We start from the raw sequence: 21,886 nt of genomic DNA on the forward strand, positions 1-21,886 counted from the left end.
GTCGACGTTCCTCAGTGCGTCCGCACCCCACCACCACCTCATCCACCAGCTCCGGCGGAAACGCACGCGTGAGCACTCCCAGAGCGATGCGATCCGAAAACCGATCACCCTGAACTTCCTTCAACTGGCCGGGCCTTGGCACACCAACTCAACGAGCCAGCACCAGCAAAGTCACCGGTATTGTCACTAGATGATCGATTCCAAGGGATCGGCTGCGCGCATGGGGCGAGGGCGCCCTGGACCGGGCGTGCGGGACGGTGGTGGGTAAACGCCAGGCCGAGCAGCTGGTGGTGGAAGCGGCCCGTGACATCGACGCCTTCTACGGCCAGAAGATCCCGCCCCGGCGACGGCCGAGAGTGTCCTGGTGCTGCAGGCGGACGCGAAGGGCATCGTCATGCGGCCCGAGGCCCTGCGCGAGGCGACCCGCAAAGCCCTGGCCAAGAACCGGACGGCGCGGTGCCGGCTCGCGCCCGGTGAGAAGGCGAACCGGAAGCGGATGGCGACTCTGGCCTGCGTCTTCGATGCCGAGCCGGCGCCCAGGCGTCCGCAGGACGTGATCGCTCCGCCGCAGGGACGCAGCGGCGAGCGGACCCGGCGTCCCGGGCCGAAAGCGCGGGCGAAATGGCTGACCGGTTCGGTCTGCGACGAACCCGCGGCGGTGATCGCGGCCGCGTTCGACCAGGCCGAAGCCCGCGATCCCGGCCACCTCCGTGACTGGCTCTGCCTGGTCGACGGTGCTGCCCACCAGCTCGACCTCATCCACGCCGAGGCCGAACAACGCGGTATCCAGCTGCACGTCCTGCTCGATTTCGTACACGTCATGGAATACGCGTGGGCGGCGGCGCACTGTTTCCACCGGCCCGGCAGCCCCGAGGCCCAGGCCTGGGTCGGCGGACACCTGACGACGATCCTGCACGGCCAGGCCGCCCGGGCCGCCGCCGAGATCGAGGCACAGGCCACCCGATCGGGCCTGGCCCGCTCCAGCCGGAAGGGCGCCACCGACTGCGTCCGCTACCTCACCGGCCACCTCGGCCAACTCCACTACGACCTCGCCCTCAAGCGCGGCTGGCCGATCGCGACCGGCGCGATCGAGGGAGCATGCAGGCACATCATCGGTGATCGTCTGGCGATTACAGGAGCCCGCTGGGGACTTGCCGGCGCCGAAGCCGTCCTGAAATTCCGTACGTTGCTCGACAACGGCGACTTCGACACCTACTGGATCTACCACCGCCGTCGCGAGCACGAACGCCTCTACCCCGCCCCCGAGGCCTACCAACTCACCGCGTAACACCCCGCTGCGTTCCCAGAGAACGAGCCACACCCTTCTTCGAACCCTCAACTACACTTCCCGAAGCCGCATAGCCCCGTGTCCGAGGTCCAGGGCCAGGCCCCCTTGGGCTGCTGCCACAAGGGGCGGCCTGCTCCACCTTCAGCGCTTCGCGCGTACGCACGGCAACCATTGCTGCGACGCGCTTGCTGGGATGCCCTGCACCAACCAGTAGATGCTGCCTCCTGGGGCGCCGACCTCGAAACAGCGTTTCGGTCAAGCCCTGCTGGTGCCCCGTCACCCGGTTCCGGACCGCTTGTGCAAATATGGTCCACGGCGGAAGGAAAGGGGCCCCGTTCGACCAAACGGAGCCTTGCAGGGAAAGAGCAAGGGGACCCGCCGTTCGAACTAACCGGGGGCATGGGATGGACAGCGCTGTGGCGCGATCTGCACTACGGAACAACTGACACCGACCATTGCAAATCGGGCGGACCCGACCACAAGGTTCGTTCTACTCGCCGGGCTCTCCTCCACCACCCATTCGGAGCACGGAGTCCGGCGGGCGACACGGCGACTGTCAGCACTCTAAGGAGCGACAGTCGCGAGCAGGGGGACCGAATCATTCATGTCGTGGCGAACCATCATTTCCAGCTCGGCGTACACCAGGCTAAGAGAATCCCGCAGGCAGCCTCCGGGCAACAGCCACGAATCCGAGCGGCAGCTGGAACATCGTATCCGTCGCCTGCTGCGCACGCTCAACGTGCGCCCTCCGCTCAGCGTGAAAGAGCTGTGCCAAGCGCTTTCACAGAGCAGGGGTCGACACATCGAGTTGCGGTCGTATCCTCTGCCGCCGGCCGGTCCGATCGGCCTGTGGTTCGAAACTGCCAACGCGGATCTGATCATTTTCCAGAGGGACACGACGCCGCTCCATCAGGACCACATCATCCTGCACGAGGTGGGCCACATCCTGGCTGATCATCACGGCCCAAGCGTCGATACCCAATGGGATGCCCTGTTGCCAGGCCTCGAGATCGGCGCGATACATCGTGCGTTGCAGCGCTGCTCGTACGACACCGAACAAGAGCACGAAGCCGAACTCATCGCGACGATCATCCTGGAGTGGGCTTCCGTGCTCGACCGCGTAACGCCTTCCGGCTCCACTGACCCTTCGACGCAGCGGATTCAGGCCGCGTTGGGAGACAAGCAGGGATGGCTGTGACGGTGACTTTTCTCTTCCTGTCCGCGCTTGCAGGCGCCATCGCGTGGAAGCTCTTGCAGCTCTCCAAGGACCCGGGAAACGCTCCACTCCGTGCGGTCACTCTGTGTCTGGTCTGTGCGGGCTGCTCCTACCCGGTGGCGATGCCCGGAGGGGCCACCGGGCTCGATGCCGTTGCCGGGCACGGCGCAGCCAAGCTGGCTCAGAACGTGCTCTTGCTGGCGACGTGCTATTTCCTCATGTGCTTCTACCTCTACTCGGCGGCAGACGGCCGCGCGGGGCGCCGACGGGCTCGACGCGAGGCCGTAGCGCTGTTTCTGGTCATCGTGGTAATCACAGCCATAACGATCACCGCGCCACGCACCGCGCTGGACGGCAGCTTTTCCACGGCGGACATGACCGTCCCCCACGTCGCTGCGTTCTATTGCGTAGCGGGCCTCTACCTGATGTACGCCCTCACGGCTGCCTTCGGCTGGACACAGCGCTACGCCCGTATCTCTCAGCGCCCGCTGTCCACCGGCCTGTGGCTGGTCGCAGTGGGACTGGCCGGCATGGCGGCGGCTTGTCTCATCCGTGCTGTTTTCGTGGTGATCCGAAGTCAGGGCAGCCCGGTCCCGAGCGCGCTGACGTTGGCCACATCCCTTCTGTTGGTGACGACGGTCCCCTTGTTCGTGGTCGGCGTCACCTATCCCGGCGTCCACAATCGCATCACCGCCATGCGGATATGGCATCAGCACCGCCAACACCACCGTCAGCTTTACCCGTTGTGGTCGCTGCTGTCCGAGGCGTTTCCCCACACAGTGCTCCCCACCAGCGACTCTGCCTCCTGGCACGACCGGTGGCGTGCACGCGGCGTGCATCGCCGCTATCACCGGCGCATCATCGAATGCCGCGACGGCCTGGTGCAGATCAGTCCCTACCTCGCCCCGCAGCGCCACAACGCCGTGGCCTCTGCCACGACGACGCCCGAGCGCGTGGCTCAGCGACTGCGAGACATCACGCACCCACGCGAGCGCGGTGCGCCGGGTCCGGAGCCGCAACCATCGCTGGCCCTACCTTCGCGGCGAGACCGGGATGCCGATGTGCAACAGCTCCTGTCGCTGTCCGACGCCCTACGCACCACCACCTGACCAACACCAGTGGAAGTGAATTGACGTGCTGATTGCCGCTGCCCGCGTGATCACCGGAATCCCGGGCGAAGTCATCCTTGACGGCGCAGTCCTCATCGATGGACAGACGATCGTCGCAGTGGGCCCGCGCGCTGAAATCCAGACTCAGGCACCGGCCGGCGAACCTCAGCTGGTGTTTCCTGAGTCCACGGTCATGCCGGGGTTGATCGATGCGCACGTCCACCTGGCCTTTGACGCAGGCCCGGATCCTGTCGCGACTCTTCAAAACCGCGACGACGACGGCCTGCTGAAGGACATGGAAGCCCGAGCAGAGCAGCTCCTGGGCATCGGCGTCACGACCGTACGCGACCTAGGCGACCGCAACGGCCAGGCATTGCGCCTGGCTGACGCTATCGCTCGCGGCGCTGCCCCCGGCCCACGCATCATCTCCGCTGCCACACCGGTCACTCCGCCCGGCGGCCACTGCTGGTTTCTCGGCGGGGAGGTGTCCGGCGTCGACGAGATCCGCACCCTTGTCCGACGCAACGCTGCCGCAGGCGCAAAGGTCATCAAGGTGATGGAAACCGGAGGCGGTCTCACCAAGGGCGGTGCCAAGAGCTGGGAGTCTCAGTTCAGCCCGGACGAGCTGGCCGCGCTTGTCGACGAGGCGCATCGGGCCGGGCTCCCTGTCGCAGCCCACGCCCATGGCACAGATGGCATCGCAGCCGCGGTGGAGGCCGGAGTCAACACCCTTGAGCACTGCACCTGGATGACACCCGAGGGCTTCGAACTACGAGAAGACGTCCTGGCGCAGATCATCGCAAAGGGCATCTATGTCTGCCCCACAGTAAGCCCCCACTGGCAGATGCTGCCCAAGGTCTTCGGTCCCGAGAAGGCCACGGCAATGTTTGGCCTCGTGCGGCGGATGGCCGATGCCGGTGTCCGTCTGGTCGCAGGCACTGACGCCGGAGTTCAGCGCTCCGGATTCGACGGGCTGGTCTCCAGTCTGGCGTTCTACGAGCATCTGGGGTTGCCCAACGACCGCATCATCGAGATGGCCACGGCCGAGGCGGCTCGCGCACTGGGTGTGGGGGGCCAAGCCGGACAGCTCGCCCGGGGTTACAGCGCTGACCTCCTCGTGGTGGACGGCGACCCGCTCACCGATCTCAGGTCGCTAAGCGCGGTCAAGGCCGTCTTCGCGGCGGGCGCCCGCTACCAGGCCACCGAACGACCGCAGCCGTAGAGCACCGACGATCAAAAAGGGGGGCTATGCCCGGGGCCCGAGGCCCCGGGCAGATCTCGTTCCTGCATCTCCGCGACAACGTCGTTGAGGAAGGACAGGACGTCCTCCGGCAGGCCTTCCGGGCCAAGCCCGCGGGCCTCCACCCGGCCGACCACTCCCTTGCGGGCGGATGCCAGAAGCCGTAGACCTTCAAATACCTGCCGAGCCACGGCGTCGTCGGGCTGAAAAAACATGGGGGAGACGCCGAACACACTGGCCAGTCCGTCGCAGACGACAGGCGAGGTCGCAGGCTCCGCTCCGGTCCGCAGATCGCGCACACCCTCCTCGGAGATGACCGGTCCACCAGCATGGCTGTTGACCGCTTCGGCGATCTCCGCATCCGAGGGCGGTGTCTGCTTGCCAGGATATGAGTGCTTCAGCAGGTAGGTGATTTTCTCCGCCAGCGATCGAGGCACCTGTGCGCGAGGACGGGCGATGGCACTCGCCGGGGCAGCAACGTGGTGGCCGAACGACCGCTCCTGAGCCGCCAACAACTCTTCCAGGCTCACCCGGTACCCCTGGGCGAGAAAACCGGCATAGCTGTCCTTCAGGCGCCGCTTACCGCGCTCGGCGTTGGCCACAGGGCCCGCACTCTTGGTCCCGATCAAGTCCTTTGTCTGGTACTGGGAATATCCGGCGTCGCATCGCAGATCGGCCAGATCCGGCAGGCCGGCCCGCGGGAAGAGATCGTCCAGAGCCCACCTGAGCACCCTGGCGAGGACGGGCAGTTTCTCACCGTCAGGAGATGACTGCCCAGTTTCCCAGCTCGCGACGGTCGGATCAGCGACACCGACCGCCTTCGCGACCTCACTCTGCGTAAGTTCGGCGGCGCGTCGCACTGCCCGCACTCGGCGTCCGTCGAAGCGACGAGCAGGCATGTCGTATCCCTCAAGCTTGGTTGTCTAAACGAAGGAAACCTTAGACAGTTGACCGGGTTTCCAAATCAGGGTAGCTTCAATTTGGCGAACGCGCGGCCTTGAGCGTCCACCGAACAGCATCCTCCACCAGCCCTTTACTTGGCCACCACACCATTCAGCTACTTGAGTGACTCCGCCTTGCGGCCGACGTCACCATCCGCTGACCCCTGAGTCCATCCAACGAAGACCAACCGCACGGCGGGATCGAGCATGAAGCAACCTGCACAGAACACGGGAGAAGGAATGGGACGCGAAGAACACGGCACCGCCGTCGCAACCGTCCATGAACTCTTCAAGCAGTACGACTCTCGCACCGTATTGGACAGAGTCAGCTTCAGAATCCTGCAGGGGGAAGTCTTCGGGCTGCTCGGGCCCAACGGGGCAGGCAAGACGACGCTCCTGGAATGCCTGACGGGGCTGCGCAAACCGACTTCCGGCTCCATCGACGTCTTGGGATCCGACCCGTCGTCCAGGGATTCAGCATGGCGCCGAATGGTCGCGGTGCAGCCTCAGGAGGCCACGCTCTTCCCCCAGTTGTCGGTGCGGGAGACGGTCGAGCTGTGGGCCTCGTTCTACGAGGAGCACGATGAAGTCGACGCAGTGCTGGAACGTGTCGGGCTGCTGGAGGAGGGGCATCAACGCGTGAAGGCGCTGTCCGGTGGACAGGCACGGCGGCTGCTTCTCGCAGTTACGGTCATCGGTCGCCCGCGCGTACTCGTCCTTGACGAACCGGCCGCCGGACTCGACCCACAGGCCAAGGAACACCTGTGGGATGTCATCCGGAAGCACCGCGACACGGGAGGCACGGTGCTCCTCACCACGCACGACATGAACGAGGCGTCGGAACTGTGCGACCGGGTGGCGGTCCTCGTCGGGGGACGTATCGCCGCCTGTGACACACCGGCCCGCCTGGTCTCGGAACTCGCGGACAGCAGCACTGTTTCCTTCACGACGTCAGCCGACGCGGATCTCACCGAGATCAGCACCTTCCCTGGGGTCACAGCGATGGAGAGCGCTGCCACCCCCGAGGGCCGGATCGCCGTCCAGGTGCGAACCACGATCGGCGATCAGACCCTGAGGCGTATCGCTGCCGACCAGAACTTGCTGGCCACCGATCTCGGTGTCAGCAGGGGCGGGCTGGACGCGGTCTTCCGCAGCCTCGCCACCGGCAAACCGTCGCTCGACAGCAAGCCCAAGCAGCAAAAGGCGGAACACTGATGAGTGGGATGACCCCCGCATTTCGCCAGATGGTCAAGACGAACTCCCGGGAGCTCTTCCGCGACGGAAAGACCGCATTCTTCACCCTGGTGTTCCCCCTTCTCTTCCTCGCGATGTTTCTCGGGTTGGGCACTCTGACCGCAGGCAGCTCTTACCGCATGGCGGTGATAACCGCATCAGAACAGACGGCGCCCATCGAGAATTTGGAAAAGGTCGATGGCTTTCACGTGGACAAGTGGAAGAAGGCAGACCCGCCCCGAACTGGCGACCTGGCGGGCTACGACGCGATCGTGAGCGTCACATCAACATCAGCCACCGTTGTCATCGACCCGGGCAAGTTCGGCGCGCTGAAGAATCTGCGATCCGCTCTCTCGGATAGCGGCATCAGCGAAGCGCGTACGAACTTCACCACGCCCGAGGGCGGGGCCCCCTTCGACCCGCTCAAGGCAGCCCTGCCGACGGGGCTGCTCATGGCCTTGATGTCCATCGCCTTCTTCGGCACCGCGACTCCGCTGATCGCCCTGCGGGCACGGGGCACACTGCGGTTGCTCGGCACCACTCCGCTGAGCCGGATGACGTTCGTACTCGCCCAGGCACCCGTCCGACTGGCGCTGGTCGCCGCACAACTGGTGATACTCGGCGTCGTCGCGGTCTGGATGGACTTCCTTCCGCTCGCCGGCACGCTCCGACTGATGGGTACGGGACTGCTCGGCGCGGTCATGCTGTTCGCCTTGGGCTACCTGATCGCCTCTCGCATGCGCAACGCCGAAGTAGTGAATGGCCTGCTGGGCCTGTTGATGCCCCTCGTCCTCTTCTCCAGCGGGCTGTTCCTGCCCATGGACATGCTCCCTTCGGGGGCGGAGACCATCTCGAACGCGCTGCCCACGACCTACCTGGTGGACGCGCTCAACCATGACCTCAACGTGGCTGCATCCACCCACAGTCTCACTGCCGACTGGCTGATCCTCCTGGCCGGCGCGATCGCCTTCGGCGGGCTCGCCGCCCGCCTGTTCCGTTGGGACCAGGGAGAAGAACGATGAAAAATGCCGCACTGCAGGCCGGCCTCGGTCGTCTCACCGACCTCGATGCCCTGGTGGGCCCCTATGGAGTCGTGGAAAGAACCCACCGGCTGCCCAACCACCCAGGGGACCCCCGGTTCCCGATCTACTCCGCATCCCTCGGCGAGATCGGTCATGTCGCCGACAATGTCGCCGAGTCCACCCGAGGACGCAACGCCCGGGGCGAGATGGACGGAGCCGGTGGCGCCGCCGATCCGGAACGGGCGGCCTGGCTGAGCGTCGCCGAAGCCCTGGAGCGCTACGCCACCTCGGTGGTACAGCCCGCGAGCGTGATCTGGGCGACCGCGGAGGAACTCGGCGAGGACGCGATCGATCTGACGTCGCTGCCACGCTGCTCCGAACAGGAACTGTCCCACCCCCGAGCGCTCACCTTCGACGTCGACACCGCGTCACCGATGCGCTGGGTCCGTGGATGGTCACTCACCCTGGAAAAGCCTCAGTGGGTACCGGCGGTGGGGGTGTGGATGCACATCCCGCCCCAGTCCAGGGGCGAACGCTATGCGAACCCCATTTCTACCGGATGCGCCACGCACACGGACCTCGCCCAGGCACTGGTCAATGCGGTGTGTGAGGTGGTGGAGCGTGACGCGATCGCACTGACCTGGTACCAGCGTCTGGCACTGCCGCGGATCGAGTTCGATGCCGTACCGGAAAATCTGGCCCCGTTCCTGGAGAAGTCCCGCGGCAGTCTGGTCGAAACCGTCTTCTTCGACGCGACCACCGACCTCGGGATCCCGACGGTGTACTCAGTCGACCTCACTCCGCACAACGAAGTACTGGGGCAGATGGTGATGTGCAACACCAGCCTGGACCCGGCCGATTCGATCGCCAAAATCATTCGCGAATCCGCGTCGTCCCGTATCGCCATGCAAGTCCGTCGCGAGATGCCGGACTCCGTGGACGACTTCCTGCACGTTTTTCACGGCGCCTCGTACATGGGGCGGCCGGAGCGACGTGGGGACTACGACTTCCTCCTCAAAAACGACGCCCGCCGCCCGTTCAGCGCCCTGCCCACCATGACCAGCGGCGACAGCGGACGCGACCTCACGCTGCTCGTGGACCGGCTCAAGCAGGCCGGCTGCAATGTGGTCGCCGTGGAATGCACGACGGACGAAGCCCGCGACGTGGGCTTCAGAGTGGTCCGCGTCATCATCCCGGAACTGATGCCGCTGTCCTTCACGCACCGGGCCCGCTTCCTGGCGCATCCCCGTCTGTACGAAGCACCGGCTCGCATGGGATATCCAGTGCGGAGCGAGGCGGACATCAACCCGCTGCCGCAGCCCTTCGCCTGAACGCCGACAGACACCTCATACCCAGAGAAGGCAAATCCATGACGAAGGTGCACGTCCTCGCGGTGGGTGGATTCGGGTCGGCCGTGGCCGACCGGTTGCGACTCGAGCGCCACGACATCACGGTGACCTCGGACCAGAACAGCGCTTTGGAGCACTCCTCCGTCTGGCCGGCGGCCCAGGTCAGGATCCTCGCCACCTGGCGAGAGGCCCCCAGGCTGGCGGAGATTCTGGACGCCCGATCGGCCGACTGGGGCACCGCCTGGTTCCCCGTGGTTGCCGAGCACCCCCGGCTCCGCATCGGTCCGGTGGTCGTGCCCGGTGAAGGCGCTTGTTACCGCTGTTTCCGGCGACGGCGCAGCCAGCACGAGCGAGACGGTGCACACACCGCCACCCTGCACGCCCATTACGACACCTTCCCCGCGGCGGGAACCGGCGGTTTCCTTCCCCACCACGTAGACATGGCGGCCGGCATGGCCCTTGACGTACTGCGCCGCTTCGAGGCGGGAGCCTCCGCCGAGCTCGCCGGAAACGTACGCCACTGGCATCTCCTCGAACAGCACGTGATGGGCGCAAGAGTGGTCGGTGTGCACGGATGCGACCGCTGCCGCACCTCGACGGCGGACCCTGCCACGGCGACCTGGGAAGAGCTGGCCCGGGACCTGGCTCCCCTCCTGACATCCCATGGTGAGGCCCCTGTACCCGCCCACGGTGGCCCCACGGCTGCACCGTCGATATCCGCTCATCAGTGAGGTAGCGCCATGGCCGACAACAAACTCGTATCCGCGGAGGACATGCGACGCGCTGTCGCACAGGATCCGCAGTTCAACGCCCCCGTCCGCCCCGCTCTGTGCCGTGGCCTGGTCGTGGTGCCCTTTACGGGCGGGCTGCTCATCGAAGGCGGGCCCACACGACAGGTACTGCGCGGCGCCGCCACCCGTGAGCTGATCCCGAACCTCCTTCCCCTGCTCGACGGCACGAGAGACGCGGTGGAGGTAGCCGGGGAGGCCGGCGTCCCTGTACAGCACGTGGAACAGGCTCTCGCCCTCCTCTACACTTGCGGACTTCTGGAAGAAGGTGCAGCCGCGGCAAGCCCTGCCGTGGACACCCCCGCGGCCGTCTTCCTGTCGCGCAATCTTGACTCCACGAGGGTCAACCGCAACGCGTCCGAAGTGCTGGAACGGCTGAGAAGCACCCGGGTGGCCGTGAGCTGCGAGGGCGAGACCGGAGCCCTGCTCCAGGAAAGCCTCGTCGCTGCCGGCTTTGCCCATGTGTCTCAAGGGCCGGGTGTCCCCGAGGGCGAACCAGATCTGGTGGTCGCGGTCGGCGTCGGTGCGGGAACGGATCTGCGTGCGGTGGGTCAGTGGTGCGCGGCCCGTGGGACTGCGATGTTGCCGGCGCATCTCCTCGGCTCCACACTGGATCTCGGTCCGTACATCGATCCCGCATTCACCGTCTCCTACGACGATGTGGAGCGCCAGCGCGCCGCGGCCGCGGTCACGGCTGCGAAGCGGCAGAACTCCACGCGGGACGAAACGGCTACACGCGCCATGGCCATCGCCATGATTACCAATCAAGTGACGGCGATCGTGGGGCGAGTGGGCTCCACCGTGGTGCTCCGAGGCCTCGTCCGGACCGACCTGGACGCGTGGCAGCAGGACCTGTACGTCATGGCTCCCGTCCCCGAGCAGACGGACCGCAGGTCGTCACTGACGGCGGCGGGCGTCCCGCTCGCTCTCGCGTTCGAGACCTCGGTCGGTTTCCCCCCTCGGAAACTCCTGAACCCTCGCGACCATCAGGTGCATTACAAGCCGGGTAACGTCGCGCTGCAGCACGAGGGCAAGCGCTGGCCGAGCGCGCCCACGCTCGCCCTTCCGACGGAAGGGGTACTGCCACAGGCAGCGCTGGAAGCGGCGACGCCGCCGGCGGTCGACCAGATCGATCTCTCCCATCTGGCGTCGCTCCTTCTGGTCGCCGCCGGGCGCAAGGACGAGGCGGGTTCGGCCCGGAGCGTCCCACGCTGGTCACCCACCGGAGGGAATCTGGGTTCGGTGACCCTTCACGCGGTCGTCCGGGACGTGACAGGTGTCCCGGCTGGTACGTGGGGTTACGACGCGGCCGGCCACCGCTTGGCCCAGCTGCCCGGCGCCGCGGACGTTGCGCAACTGCCCGGACCCTGGGCCGCAGCGACGATCGTCTTCACCGGTGCCCTGGCCCGCGTGGCATCCAAGTACTCCACCTTCGCCTGGCGCATCGTTCACCTCGACGCCGGTGTAGCCATCGCGCAGCTGGCCCATGCAGCGCGTTCCCTCGGTATCTCGGCTCGCCCGCTGGACCGTTGGGACGACACAGCGCTCGCTGCGGCCTTCGATCTCGATCTCGATGCCGAGCCCATCACGGGCGTGCTGGAGCTCCGTCCCTTCACCACAGAAGAGGCCTGATTCATGCAGACGAAGTCTCCGTTGCCCGCGCTTCTCGACTCCAGCGAAGTGATGCGGCAGTTGCAGGTGCGCGCCCGGCTGGACTCCGAAGCCCTGCGTGAAGCACCGGGCACGCCGACTCCCGAACTTCGTGGAGCTCTCCAGGCAGCCGGTGCGACGCACCACGACAGGACGGCCGCTGTCGCGGCGCCACCGAGTGAGCAGTCGCTGGAAGCAGTACTGCGCCGGCGGTCGTCGGTGCGTACCTACGCCCCGCAGGCCGTGCCGGTAGAAGTCCTCGCGGCCGTGGTCGAGCGCGCTGCGGCGTTCGACCGCTCCGCCTGGCCTGACCACGATGCCGGAGTCGAACTCGAGTTCCTCGTGGCGGCTCGCAACGTAGCCGGGTTGTCCACCGGCATTCACCTCTACTCACCAACGGGCGGGGAATTCATCCGGCTCGCGGATCTCCCGGATGGAGAGGCAGCGGGTGACCTGGTCCTCCAGCTCGAGTTCGCCGACGCACCAGCGATCGTCATGACGTGCGGCCCCATGGCGGCTTCACTGGACCGTCACGGCGAACACGGCCACCGACTACTGCTCACCCGGGCCGGCGCCGCCGCCCAGACAGCGTGGCTCACAGCTCTGGACCGCGGACTGGTCGGCAGCATCTTCGCCGGCTTCCTGGCCTCGGCGCTCAAGCCACTGGTGCCGGCGGACGGCTACCGCAGCGCCCAGCTGCTGGCCTTCTCCTGCGGCTACCCGCTCGCCGCTGACGAATTCTGACAGCGACAGCACCACACCGCGCCACCCCAAGACTCCGCGCCCGGACAGGGTGCGGTCAAGCGGCGGCTTCCACTCGTGTCGACCGTCGATCACGCAAGACACCACACAAGGAGCGGCGCAATGCCCAACGACACCGACGTGATCATCGACCTGTTCGCCGAGGACGCCTCTCTGACGATCGACGCCCTGCCGACCGACTCGGCGCTGGCGTCCATCTCGACGGCCGGCACGTTCGGCTCCCTCGGCGGATCCACCGTCGGCACCGCCGCCACCGCCAGTTCCCAGGGCTGACCAACCGTCCGTAACCAGCAATATCCGCAAGGAGATTCACAGTGAACGACACCGCGATCATCGACCTGTTCGCCGAGGACATGGCCAGCGACCTCACCGCTGAAGTCCTCGACGACGCAGCGCTGCTGGGCACCTGGGGCTCGATCGGCACGTTCGGCAGTGCCACCTGCCCCGCGTCCACCGCCTCGACCGGCGGCAGCGCTTCTTCGTCCGGCTGAGCCGGGCCATGGCAGGCAACACGCCGGCCGCCGTCCATCCATAAAACACCGAAGAAAACAGGAGCACCAGCATGTACGCAGACAACAATGCCCAGGACGTCATGGCTATCGATCTGTCCGTGGAGGACATGACTGTGGAGCCGCTCGCCGACAGCGCCCTGCTGGGCACCGCCGCCTCGTTCGGCTCCGCCGCCTCGGCCAGCTGCCCGGCTGCCTGCGTCGGTACCGCCAGCAGCGCCTCTTCGGCCGGCTGATCGAGATTCCGCGCTGACCCCCTGCCCGGCCGGCACAGTCTCAGTGTGCCGGCCGGGCAGGGCCTCAGCATTATTCCCCTCAGGAGGCCAACCATGCGATCCACCGCCGCGGCTACCCCGCTCCAGGGAACCGCGCCAGACGACGGCGACTCGAAATCCGCGGACGCGAACACGACGGACACCGCATGGCTGGACACCGAGCCGTTGGCCTTGAGGGACACCATCGAGCAGACAGTGGGCCTCGACGGAAGGCCACTGCTCTTCGACGCCGAGACCGGCAAATACGTGGCTGTCTCGCAGGCAGGCACTGTCGTTCTCAAGCTCCTCACCGAGGGCGCCACCGCACGGGACGTGATCCGTCGCGTGACCTCGTCATCGTCCGCAGACCCCAGCCGTATCGAAACGGCAGTCGTACGCTTCCTGACCGAGGTCAGGCAGGCGGGAGTCCTGACACTCGAACCCCAGGAGCAGACTCGGCGCGAGCGCGTTCTGAAGTATTCGCTGCAACAGAAGATGCCGCGCAAGGCGCTGACGAGTTCCGTTCACGTCCTCCTGGAGCCCGTCGCCCGACTGGTTCAGAAGTCGCGCATCTCCATAGTGGTCGCCGCGTGGGCAGCTCTGACCCTCGGTGGCTTGGTCGCAGCCGGCTACGCCCTGGCCGAAGAGGGCATGCCTTCCTACTCCTCGTGGTCGTGGCTCGCAGCGCTGGTACTGATGCTCCAGATCGCTGTCCATGAGCTGTCACACGCGCTGGTATGCCAGACCTTGCGTGTCCCTGTCAGAGAAGCCGGTGTCACTCTGATGTTGTACGTGATGCCGGTGGCATACGTGGACCGTACGGACGCCTACCGGGTTCGCGGCCGCGCACCCCGCGCGCTCATCGCTCTGGCCGGCCCCATGAGCGATGCCATCTGGGCAGGCATCACCGGTGTGATTCTGCTCAACAGCAGCGGAGCGGTGCACGACATCGCGGGAGCACTACTCCAGCTGCAATTGCTGCTGATGATCGTAAATCTCAACCCGCTTCTGCCGTCGGACGGATATCACGCACTGGAGTCCGCCATGGGCTCCGTAAATATCCGAGGACGCTCCTTTGCCTTTCTGGTCCACCTGGTCACCAAGGCCCCGTTGCCCAGCCATCTCTTGGCAAGCAGCAGGCCCAAGCGCGTCGGATACTGCCTCTTCGGCCTGGTGTGCGGAATCTACGGTCTCCTCATGGTCGGGTTTGTCCTGATGTGGTGGTGGCACCTCATCGAAGGAGTCATACGCGGATGACCACGCAACCAGCGGCGCCCGTGCCCTGGAAGGGCTCACTGGCTGATGCCGCGGGCGACCTTGCTCCTCTTGTTTCCAGTTGCACTGTGCACCGGATCAACCAACTCCCTGTGGAAGCACTGGATATTGATCTCTCAATCACCTCGCAACACCTGCAGCGCGAGACAGCACTGGAACAGCGGCTCGTAGAACAGGCCGGTCCGCTGTCGGACGCTCTGCATGAAGCGATCCCCACGCTCGATGAAGCACCCGCAATTCGGCGCGCAGCCCTGGAACTACGCCGCGCCGTGCACAACCACCGGACCGCCAAGCTGTCGGCGGCCGTCGTTCAGGCACTGTCGGAGAGCCTCACCCGCCCCGCGATCCACATGATGACGCAATGGCTCGACGACATACGTAAGCTGGCCTCGCTTCGCACGCACACCGACGAACTGTACGAAGCAGAGACCGCACAAGCGACGAATCACCTCAGAACCGTACTCGCCGATCACCGCTTCGAGCAGGGCCTCTCCCATGCGAATCCCCACCTTCTGAGTCATCTGACGACCAGGCCGCTCGAACCGCATAGCAAGGCAGCCCGCTCAGTGCTCGGGTATGTCTCCAGAGCCGCCCTCAAGACGAGTCCTTTCAGCCGCCTAACAGCTCTGGCCCTTGATGGGCAACATGCCGATGGGGCCGGTCACAGCTACGCCGACCAGCAACACGTCCGCAGCTGGCTGGACACCCTGGCGCGGGACGAGCGGTTCGCGACGGCATTCCAGGTCGAACCCAACCAGTCGCTCCGTTACGTTGCCGACCACCCCTACCTGTTGATGCCCTCCTACGGCGGCTCCGGTGACGCCGCCTGGCGCACGGACTCGCTGGTCGACGCAGCCCTCTACGGCGGACTTTTGGAAGAGGTCATCCCGTGGCCCCGCATGACCATTGCCGAAAGCCTTGCCCGGATCGGCGGCGAAGACCCGTTCGGGGGGTTCCTGCGCCTGCTCGACACAGGCTGGCTCTGTCTCGTACTCCCGTGGAGCGCAGACGAGCAGCACCCTCTTCTGGCGCTTGCCCAGAAGGTTGAGCCACTCTGTCACCCGGTCGCTCAGCGGACCACGGAACTCTTGAGGAAACTGCAGGAAGAAGCAGCGGGGCTTCATCTGCTTTCGGGGAGCGAACGGGTTCGCACCGTGGGTCGCCTCGCCTCGGGCATCCGGTCGGCCCCAGAGGGGGACCCTCAACCGCCAGTGCACTTCGCAGTGTATGAGGATGCCGTCTCGGATATTCCGCTGAGCCTGCCGGCTCAGGGGATCCGGGAAGACCTGGCCGAACTGGGAGAGCTGATTCGTCCCTACATTTTCCGTTCGCATGTGTATGACTGGGTCCGTGACGAATTCGTGGTGAGGTACGGCACTGGCGGATACTGCTCGGACGCCTACGCGTTTCTATGGGCAGTTGCCGCTGCTCCCGGATTTGAAGGCAAACTTTTTCAGGCGCTTCAGCTCGACCACCGAGAGTCGGGGCGCCCCACGGACCGAGCCTGGCTGCCCGTAGCCGCCAGCAGCGCGCCCCCCACAGTGGCCGCCCTTTACCAGATAGCCAGCCAGTCGGCTGAAGACATCCAGCGTGGCCGGCACCAGACCGTTGTCAATCAGTACAACTCCGGGATCGGAGGGTTGATTGCGCGGTTCCGTCAGCAGTTGGACTCATCCGATGCCGCCCCCGGAGGTCTCACACAGCAGTTGCGCGGCTGGGTCGCGGAATTGTTTCCACAGGCCGACGCCCTCCAGGTCACCTTGGCCGGCGACGTCAACGGCATGCACTACGCGGCCGACGGTGTACTGCCCCAGCTCCGCTGGCCCAGTGAGCCTTCCAGGCAGAACGAGTCGCCGGCTTCGGATGTGGTCTTTGCGATGAGGCACGACCCGGTCACTGGAACCCTGGAATTCGTGGGTCGAGAGGGCAATGCCATTGCCCCGGTGTATCTGGGTGTTGTACCCCAGCATCTCATCCCGGGGGTCGCACGGTTGCTGCTCTGTCTCGCCGATCCATGGGTCAATGGCTCCCGGATGTGCTGCACGCGCAGCCCGATCGACGTGTCAGCGCCGCCTGTCGGCAAGGACATAGAAGTGATTCCCCGCAGGACGCACCGCCGTCTCGTACTACGGCGACGCACTTGGCGCTTTGACCCGTCCCTGCTGCCACGCCCCGACACCGATGAAGCCCATGCATCGTACTTTCGGCGCATACACAAGTGGCGCAGCAGCCATGGAATCCCGGACGAGGTGTTTGTTTCTGTCGAGTCCGCGTCGCCACTCACCCTGGCGGGCCCATCCAGCGGGAAGCCATTTTGGCTCTCATTCCGCAGTCCGCATGCAATATGGGCCGCAATCAACCACATCGGCAAAGCGAAGCAAGCAAAGGCCATCTGTCTGTCTGAGGCGCATCCGAACAGGTTCACCTTCTGGCTCCAGGACAACCTGGGACGTCATCACGCCGCTGAGCATGTGTCACTCATGCGGTGGGAGCGCCCCTGCCCAAAGAGCCCTCCGCCCGCTGAAAAAAGGAACGCCCGGTTGGGGGACATCCGATGAGCAACGCTCTCCTCGAAGCGGACTGGTGGTACGCCCGTCTTTACCCCGGTGGGATCGACCATCTGGACCTGGCGGTCTCCACATGCCTACCCCCGCTCGTTGAATTGGCGACCACTCACGGCGCCAATCGCTGGTTCTTCATCCAATACACCGACTGGAAAGGCCCCCATCTGCGACTTCGAGTCCATGGACCGCGAAACACACTGGACCTGCTGCATCGTCAACTACCGCGTCTGGAAATAGAGCTCAAGCAGCTGTCCCGTCGTCAGGTTTCGAGCCGTGGATCCCTGATTCCGTTGGAACTGCGCCCCTTCAGCGGCCGACACTCCGGCGCGGATGTGACGATCTACGAACCCGAGGACACTAAATACGGGGGGCCGGCCGGCACGGAACTCGCTGAGGGCGTATTCCAGCGCTCCAGCGAACTAGCCTTGTGGGCCGGCCGACTGCCGCGGCACCCAGATCGGGCAGCCCTGGCCGTGCTGTTGCTCAATGCCTCCGCGGCAGCGATTGAAGCATTGGGGCAAGACATTGATATCCCTCAGTTCTGGGAGCGGCACCTAGCCTGGTGGACTCATGACACGGGGAAGGAAGCTGAAGGGCTGCGCGCTCAACTCCGCAGCTCAGCTGGTGAGGACCTCTGGGGGATAGCTGTGAAAGTTGCCCTCCTGGCTTCCGATCCGGCCGTGCACGCCTACACGCAGGGCTGGACGATGTCTCTTCTGGAATACCTCGTTCGCGCATCAGAGGACGGAACACCTTACAGTGCGGGGCACTTGGTGTTTCATCAAGCCCACATGATGTGCAACCGATTGGGAATTCTTCCGCGCGAGGAGGCCCTTCTGGGGATCATGGCTGCTCAGCTGCACGGGATGTCAGTTACCAATCTCTAGAACGCCCGGCATCCGAAGCCCGCGACGCCGACCGGCTCCCAGGATGTACGCGTGCGACAGCTCCCGCCCGCTGCGGCGACCGCAAGCATGTGTCAGCACCCCCGTATCTTTCCTGCACAATGATGGTGTGACAAACAATGAGGTACTCAAAGCCCCGTCAGTTCCCACCGGGTTGGTGGTAGGCATGCTGGCTGGGATCGTCATCGGGTTGCTGGCCGGGCTGTTCATCGTCGACAACGTCGGGCTCGGTGTAGGCGTCGGCATCGGCATCGGAAGTGCGATCGGTGTGGGCATCCCTGCAGTCCGGCTGTGGGCCCTTCGGTAGTCAACGGCAGACTCGCCGCACGACCGCGTAATGGAAGCGCGCGGCTACGTGGTCGCCCTGATCAGGCTCCACGAGTCGCCGCGCGGCCTTCAGTCATCCTGCGGACCGAGCGGCGCCATGACCGGACGGCGCGCTCGGACCCAGCAGCGGTTTGCCGAACCGAGGCTGATTCAGGCCGGATCGACGCCCCCTTCTGGCCGTTTGTCGGCAGTGGGAAAGAGGGAGTCGCGTACGGACTGCATCAGCACGTTCGGGTGCGACGTGAGAGTCTGACCGCGTCTCGTGTCTTCATCGTGCGCATTACCGATGAGCAGGCGGGAAACGCGAGAAAGGCAGGCCACGGCCACGTTCTCTGGCCGGTGCCCCAACTACGCGGGCGGCGCCGGATGGTCTTCCCCGATGGGGTCGCGCTCCTGACCGCCGACTATAGGGAGGGCTGGTTGCCGGATGACCCCGTCGAGCTTTCATGAACAGGTTATGCCGCAAGCGAGTGAGCAGCGGGCGCAGCCACGCCATGGGCTTCCTTCAACCGCTGGGCTGTCTCCTCGCCGCCGAATTCAGTGGCCATAGTGCACAAGCGGTCGATGACGAACTGCTTGGCATCCGGGGCTAACTTGGGTCTGCCGCACGATCGGGTGACATCTGAACTGGCTTGCCCTGTGGGGCAGGTGGGAAGGATGTTGCTGTGCCCAAGCCATACCTGGAAGAATTCCGCCAGGATGTCGTGCGGGTCGCGAGGAACCGCGACCCGGGCGTCACGGTCGAGCAGGTGGCTGCCGACTTCGGAGTCCACGCGATGACGCTGTGGAAGTGGATGCGCCGCGCCGACATCGACGACGGGACCAAGCCCGGAACGTCCAGCCAGGAGAGCGCGGAACTCCGCGACGTACGTCGGCGGATCAAGCTGCTGGAGGAGGAGAACGAGGTCCTGCGCCGGGCCGCGGCCTACCTGTCCCAGGCGAATCTTCCGGGAAAAGGATCTACCCGCTCGTGAAAGAGCTGGCCGACGACGGGGTGCCCGTCACGGTGACGTGCCGGGTCCTCAAGCTTGCCAGACAGCCCTACTACTGCTGGCTCGGCCGACCGGTGACCGATGCCGAGTTCGATCAGGCTGCTCGCGCGAACGCATTGTTCGACGCTCACCGCGAGGACCCCGAGTTCGGCTACCGCTTCCTGGCCGGCGAAGCCCGCAGCGCTGGATCGGGCATGGCCGACCGGACCGCGTGGCGGATCTGCCGGGACAACCGCTGGTGGAGCGTCTTCGGGAAGAAGCGCGGGCGGACCAAGGAGGCCGCCCGTCGGTGCATGACGACCTCGTCCGCCGGAACTTCACGACCGACGGCCCGAACCGGCTGTGGCTCACCGATATCGCCGAACATCCCACCAGCGAAGGGGAGTTGTATCTCTGTGCAATCAAGGACGTGTTCAGCAAGAGGATCGTGGGTTACTCCGTAGACCATCGGATGAAGTCCCGCCTGGCCGTCGCAGCCCTGGACAACGCCGTGGCCCGTGTCGATGTCTGCCCTGGCTGCTCACCGGTGGGCCTCGCCGTTGCCCTCTGCGGCCGGTACTTACTTCGTCACAGAGTGAGCATCGCGCTCATGCCCCGAGTGGTGGCTAAGGCGGTACCGGCCCCGCGCCAGCGTGGTGTCGCCCAGTGGTGCCGACGGCGGATCGTCCTCGGCGAGCGTCAGGCTGGGTCTGGGCCCGGCGTGGGCGGCGTCATCAGGTGATGCCGAGGTGGTCGAGTACGAGGGCCACCACAGGCGCCGTCTTGGCGTTCTCGCACCCGTCTCGGGAATCGTGCTGGTGGCCCGGTGCTCGGGCGTCGGGCTTGCTTATTGGACCAGTTCGATGTGCGGGTGGTTCGGGGAGGCTGGGCAGAGGTGGAGTTGGAGGTCGTAGCCGCCGACGATGTCGATCTTGGTGAAGTTGCCGTCCGGGTCGTCCGGGGGAGGCGGGGTCGTCGCCCCGTCCTCCTCGGGGATCCAGGTGGCGCTGGCGGAATCCCATTCCGAGGAGGCGATGGTGAGGAGCGGGACCGCCTCGGTGCCACACTCGGGGCAGGGGCGGGCGACGGGGTCGGTGACGCCCCAGCGGGTCCAGCCACCGGTCTTCCAGCCGGGGGCGGTGCAGAGGTTCTTCAGGTAGAGCTCGCCCGGGTCGTCCGCGTACGTATTGAACAGCGCAGGGTCGATCGCCTCCCAGCGGCGCTCGTCGTCCAGCTGGCTCTGAAGCTCCTTGCTCAGCTCCCTGGGGTGGGGATAGTCGGTGACCTGCTCTGGTGAGAACAGGCACGGCTCCGGCAGGTAGTACACGGACTGGACGATCGGCGGCTCGGGCGGCGCGTCGAGGACGTCGGTGGCAGTGGCGGAGGAGCGCCAGAAGAGGGCTGTGCGAGGGTGGGCGGCCTCCTCGTGCTCGAAGGGGCACCACAGGACCTGGAGGAGATCGGCCTCGGGCGGCCGTATGAAGGGGATGTCGCGGGCGTAGAGCTGGGCGAGGGGGAGGAGGGGGATCGGGCCGTCGAACCACGGGCGGCCCACCTTGATCCGCTCCCAGTTCTCCCGCTCCTCGGGGGCGACCTCGGGCGCCTCGGGGTCGAGGCGCAGCCGCTCGGTTGCTGCGGCGAGGTCATGGCGGAGGACCCGGACGTCGTCCGGGGAGTAAGCCACCGGCGCCGCGTGCCTGTCGTGCGGCCCGTCGCAATGCGGCCACGGCTCGTCGGCGGGCCACAGGAGCGGGCCGCCGACGGAGCTGTCGTGCATGGTCGGCGCCCCCGGCCGCGGGTGCAGCCGGGTCGCCGTGCGCGCCAACGGGGCCAGTTGAGGGAAGAGCGCGGTGACGTCGAACGGCCGCGGTGGGGTGGTGAGACTCATGCTGGCTCCCGTTGGCGTGAACTGGGTGGGATCAGTTACCGAGGTTGAGCGTCCCGGTGTTCCCCAGGGTGTTGGTGACGTAGACGTTGGGGAACAGTTCCTCGGTCGCCCCATTGGCCCGTTGGATACTAGCGTTCATCGTGACGCCCACCGGGATGGTGCTGTTCGCGTCCTTGTAGTGCTGACTTTCATATAGGTGCCCTGATCGATTCTCAGCCCAGCGCCCATTCCGGTGGGCCCCAAACGCCCTGGCACGTAAGGCAGTTATGGAAACCATGTCGGGCACATGGTGAGAGCTGACGCACGCCAATGAGAAATGCCTGTTCACCGAACTGAGAATCACAATACGAAACGGGCTGTGAACTGCGATCTCTTGCTGAAGGTGGTGTCTGTACGGGGCTCTCGGTGCGATGGCGCGGGTCGTGGAAGCACCCAGATCCTCGACGTGGCCTGTCGCTGGGCTAGGCGCAATACCGGTGACTTTGCTGGTGCTGGCTCGTTGAGTTGGTGTGCCAAGGCCCGGTCAGTTGAAGGAAGTTCAGGGTGATCGGTTTTCGGATCGCATCGCTCTGGGAGTGCTCACGCGTGCGTTTCC

20 protein-coding genes and 1 pseudogene are annotated in these 21,886 nt (G+C 65.8%); 19 read left to right on the plus strand and 2 right to left on the minus strand.

Going from position 1 to position 21,886, the window contains the following annotated elements:
- Positions 1–233 precede the first annotated feature (233 nt).
- The 4 genes and pseudogenes from QMK28_RS29100 to QMK28_RS29115 form a co-directional block, all read left to right on the plus strand.
- Positions 234–1,288 (plus strand): annotated as a pseudogene (locus QMK28_RS29100) (ISKra4 family transposase); the annotation flags it as partial.
- A gap of 604 nt (positions 1,289–1,892) precedes the next feature.
- A complete protein-coding gene (locus QMK28_RS29105; protein WP_326442652.1) occupies positions 1,893–2,486 on the plus strand; it encodes a hypothetical protein in 594 nt (197 codons plus the stop codon).
- A complete protein-coding gene (locus QMK28_RS29110; RefSeq protein WP_326442653.1) occupies positions 2,477–3,613 on the plus strand; it encodes an MAB_1171c family putative transporter in 1,137 nt (378 codons plus the stop codon). Before QMK28_RS29105 ends, QMK28_RS29110 begins: the two co-directional genes overlap by 10 nt.
- Positions 3,614–3,638: 25 nt before the next feature.
- Entirely contained in the window at positions 3,639–4,835 is a 1,197-nt protein-coding gene (locus QMK28_RS29115) for an amidohydrolase family protein (RefSeq protein ID WP_326442654.1), read from the plus strand.
- 11 nt (positions 4,836–4,846) lie between these two features.
- Here the strand turns inward: QMK28_RS29115 and QMK28_RS29120 are convergent, their stop codons facing one another.
- Positions 4,847–5,752, minus strand: a complete 906-nt coding sequence (locus QMK28_RS29120; protein ID WP_326442656.1) for a helix-turn-helix domain-containing protein — start codon at positions 5,750–5,752, stop codon at positions 4,847–4,849.
- Positions 5,753–6,034: 282 nt separating this feature from the next.
- On the opposite strand from QMK28_RS29120, the gene ccmA reads away from it, so the two are divergent.
- The 15 genes from ccmA to QMK28_RS29195 all read left to right on the plus strand — a co-directional run bounded on the left by ccmA (position 6,035) and on the right by QMK28_RS29195 (position 20,145).
- Positions 6,035–7,009 carry a heme ABC exporter ATP-binding protein CcmA gene (ccmA, locus tag QMK28_RS29125; protein WP_326442657.1) on the plus strand — a complete coding sequence of 325 codons (975 nt, stop codon included), beginning with the start codon at positions 6,035–6,037 and terminating at the stop codon, positions 7,007–7,009.
- Positions 7,009–8,049, plus strand: coding sequence for an ABC transporter permease (locus QMK28_RS29130; protein ID WP_326442659.1), 1,041 nt, complete (start codon positions 7,009–7,011; stop codon positions 8,047–8,049). The genes ccmA and QMK28_RS29130 overlap by 1 nt, the downstream gene beginning before the upstream one ends.
- Complete coding sequence (locus tag QMK28_RS29135; RefSeq protein WP_326442660.1) at positions 8,046–9,380, plus strand: YcaO-like family protein; 1,335 nt, start codon at positions 8,046–8,048, stop codon at positions 9,378–9,380. Before QMK28_RS29130 ends, QMK28_RS29135 begins: the two co-directional genes overlap by 4 nt.
- A gap of 38 nt (positions 9,381–9,418) precedes the next feature.
- Complete coding sequence (locus QMK28_RS29140; protein WP_326442661.1) at positions 9,419–10,129, plus strand: TOMM precursor leader peptide-binding protein; 711 nt, start codon at positions 9,419–9,421, stop codon at positions 10,127–10,129.
- Positions 10,130–10,138: 9 nt separating this feature from the next.
- Complete coding sequence (locus QMK28_RS29145; RefSeq protein ID WP_326442662.1) at positions 10,139–11,818, plus strand: hypothetical protein; 1,680 nt, start codon at positions 10,139–10,141, stop codon at positions 11,816–11,818.
- Between the two features lie 3 nt (positions 11,819–11,821).
- Positions 11,822–12,580, plus strand: a complete 759-nt coding sequence (locus tag QMK28_RS29150; protein WP_326442663.1) for a nitroreductase family protein — start codon at positions 11,822–11,824, stop codon at positions 12,578–12,580.
- Positions 12,581–12,700: 120 nt separating this feature from the next.
- On the plus strand, positions 12,701–12,871 hold the full coding sequence (locus tag QMK28_RS29155) for a thiocillin family RiPP (protein WP_326442664.1): 171 nt from the start codon (positions 12,701–12,703) through the stop codon (positions 12,869–12,871).
- A gap of 41 nt (positions 12,872–12,912) precedes the next feature.
- Positions 12,913–13,089 carry a thiocillin family RiPP gene (locus QMK28_RS29160; RefSeq protein WP_326442665.1) on the plus strand — a complete coding sequence of 59 codons (177 nt, stop codon included), beginning with the start codon at positions 12,913–12,915 and terminating at the stop codon, positions 13,087–13,089.
- Between the two features lie 71 nt (positions 13,090–13,160).
- Positions 13,161–13,343, plus strand: a complete 183-nt coding sequence (locus QMK28_RS29165; RefSeq protein ID WP_326442666.1) for a thiocillin family RiPP — start codon at positions 13,161–13,163, stop codon at positions 13,341–13,343.
- Between the two features lie 93 nt (positions 13,344–13,436).
- A complete protein-coding gene (locus tag QMK28_RS29170; RefSeq protein WP_326442667.1) occupies positions 13,437–14,618 on the plus strand; it encodes a PqqD family peptide modification chaperone in 1,182 nt (393 codons plus the stop codon).
- A complete protein-coding gene (locus QMK28_RS29175; RefSeq protein ID WP_326442668.1) occupies positions 14,615–17,194 on the plus strand; it encodes a hypothetical protein in 2,580 nt (859 codons plus the stop codon). Before QMK28_RS29170 ends, QMK28_RS29175 begins: the two co-directional genes overlap by 4 nt.
- On the plus strand, positions 17,191–18,087 hold the full coding sequence (locus tag QMK28_RS29180) for a lantibiotic dehydratase C-terminal domain-containing protein (protein WP_326442669.1): 897 nt from the start codon (positions 17,191–17,193) through the stop codon (positions 18,085–18,087). Before QMK28_RS29175 ends, QMK28_RS29180 begins: the two co-directional genes overlap by 4 nt.
- Positions 18,088–18,214: 127 nt before the next feature.
- Positions 18,215–18,412, plus strand: a complete 198-nt coding sequence (locus QMK28_RS29185; RefSeq protein ID WP_326442670.1) for a hypothetical protein — start codon at positions 18,215–18,217, stop codon at positions 18,410–18,412.
- Between the two features lie 685 nt (positions 18,413–19,097).
- A complete protein-coding gene (locus QMK28_RS29190; protein ID WP_326442672.1) occupies positions 19,098–19,406 on the plus strand; it encodes a transposase in 309 nt (102 codons plus the stop codon).
- A 307-nt stretch (positions 19,407–19,713) separates the two neighbouring features.
- A complete protein-coding gene (locus tag QMK28_RS29195) occupies positions 19,714–20,145 on the plus strand; it encodes a DDE-type integrase/transposase/recombinase (protein ID WP_326442673.1) in 432 nt (143 codons plus the stop codon).
- Positions 20,146–20,250: 105 nt separating this feature from the next.
- Here QMK28_RS29195 and QMK28_RS29200 read toward each other — a convergent pair whose 3' ends face one another.
- Entirely contained in the window at positions 20,251–21,291 is a 1,041-nt protein-coding gene (locus tag QMK28_RS29200; RefSeq protein WP_326442674.1) for a hypothetical protein, read from the minus strand.
- Positions 21,292–21,886: the final 595 nt, after the last annotated feature.

Origin of the sequence: Streptomyces sp. H27-D2 (assembly GCF_035828615.1) — a bacterium.
Lineage (GTDB): Bacteria > Actinomycetota > Actinomycetes > Streptomycetales > Streptomycetaceae > Streptomyces.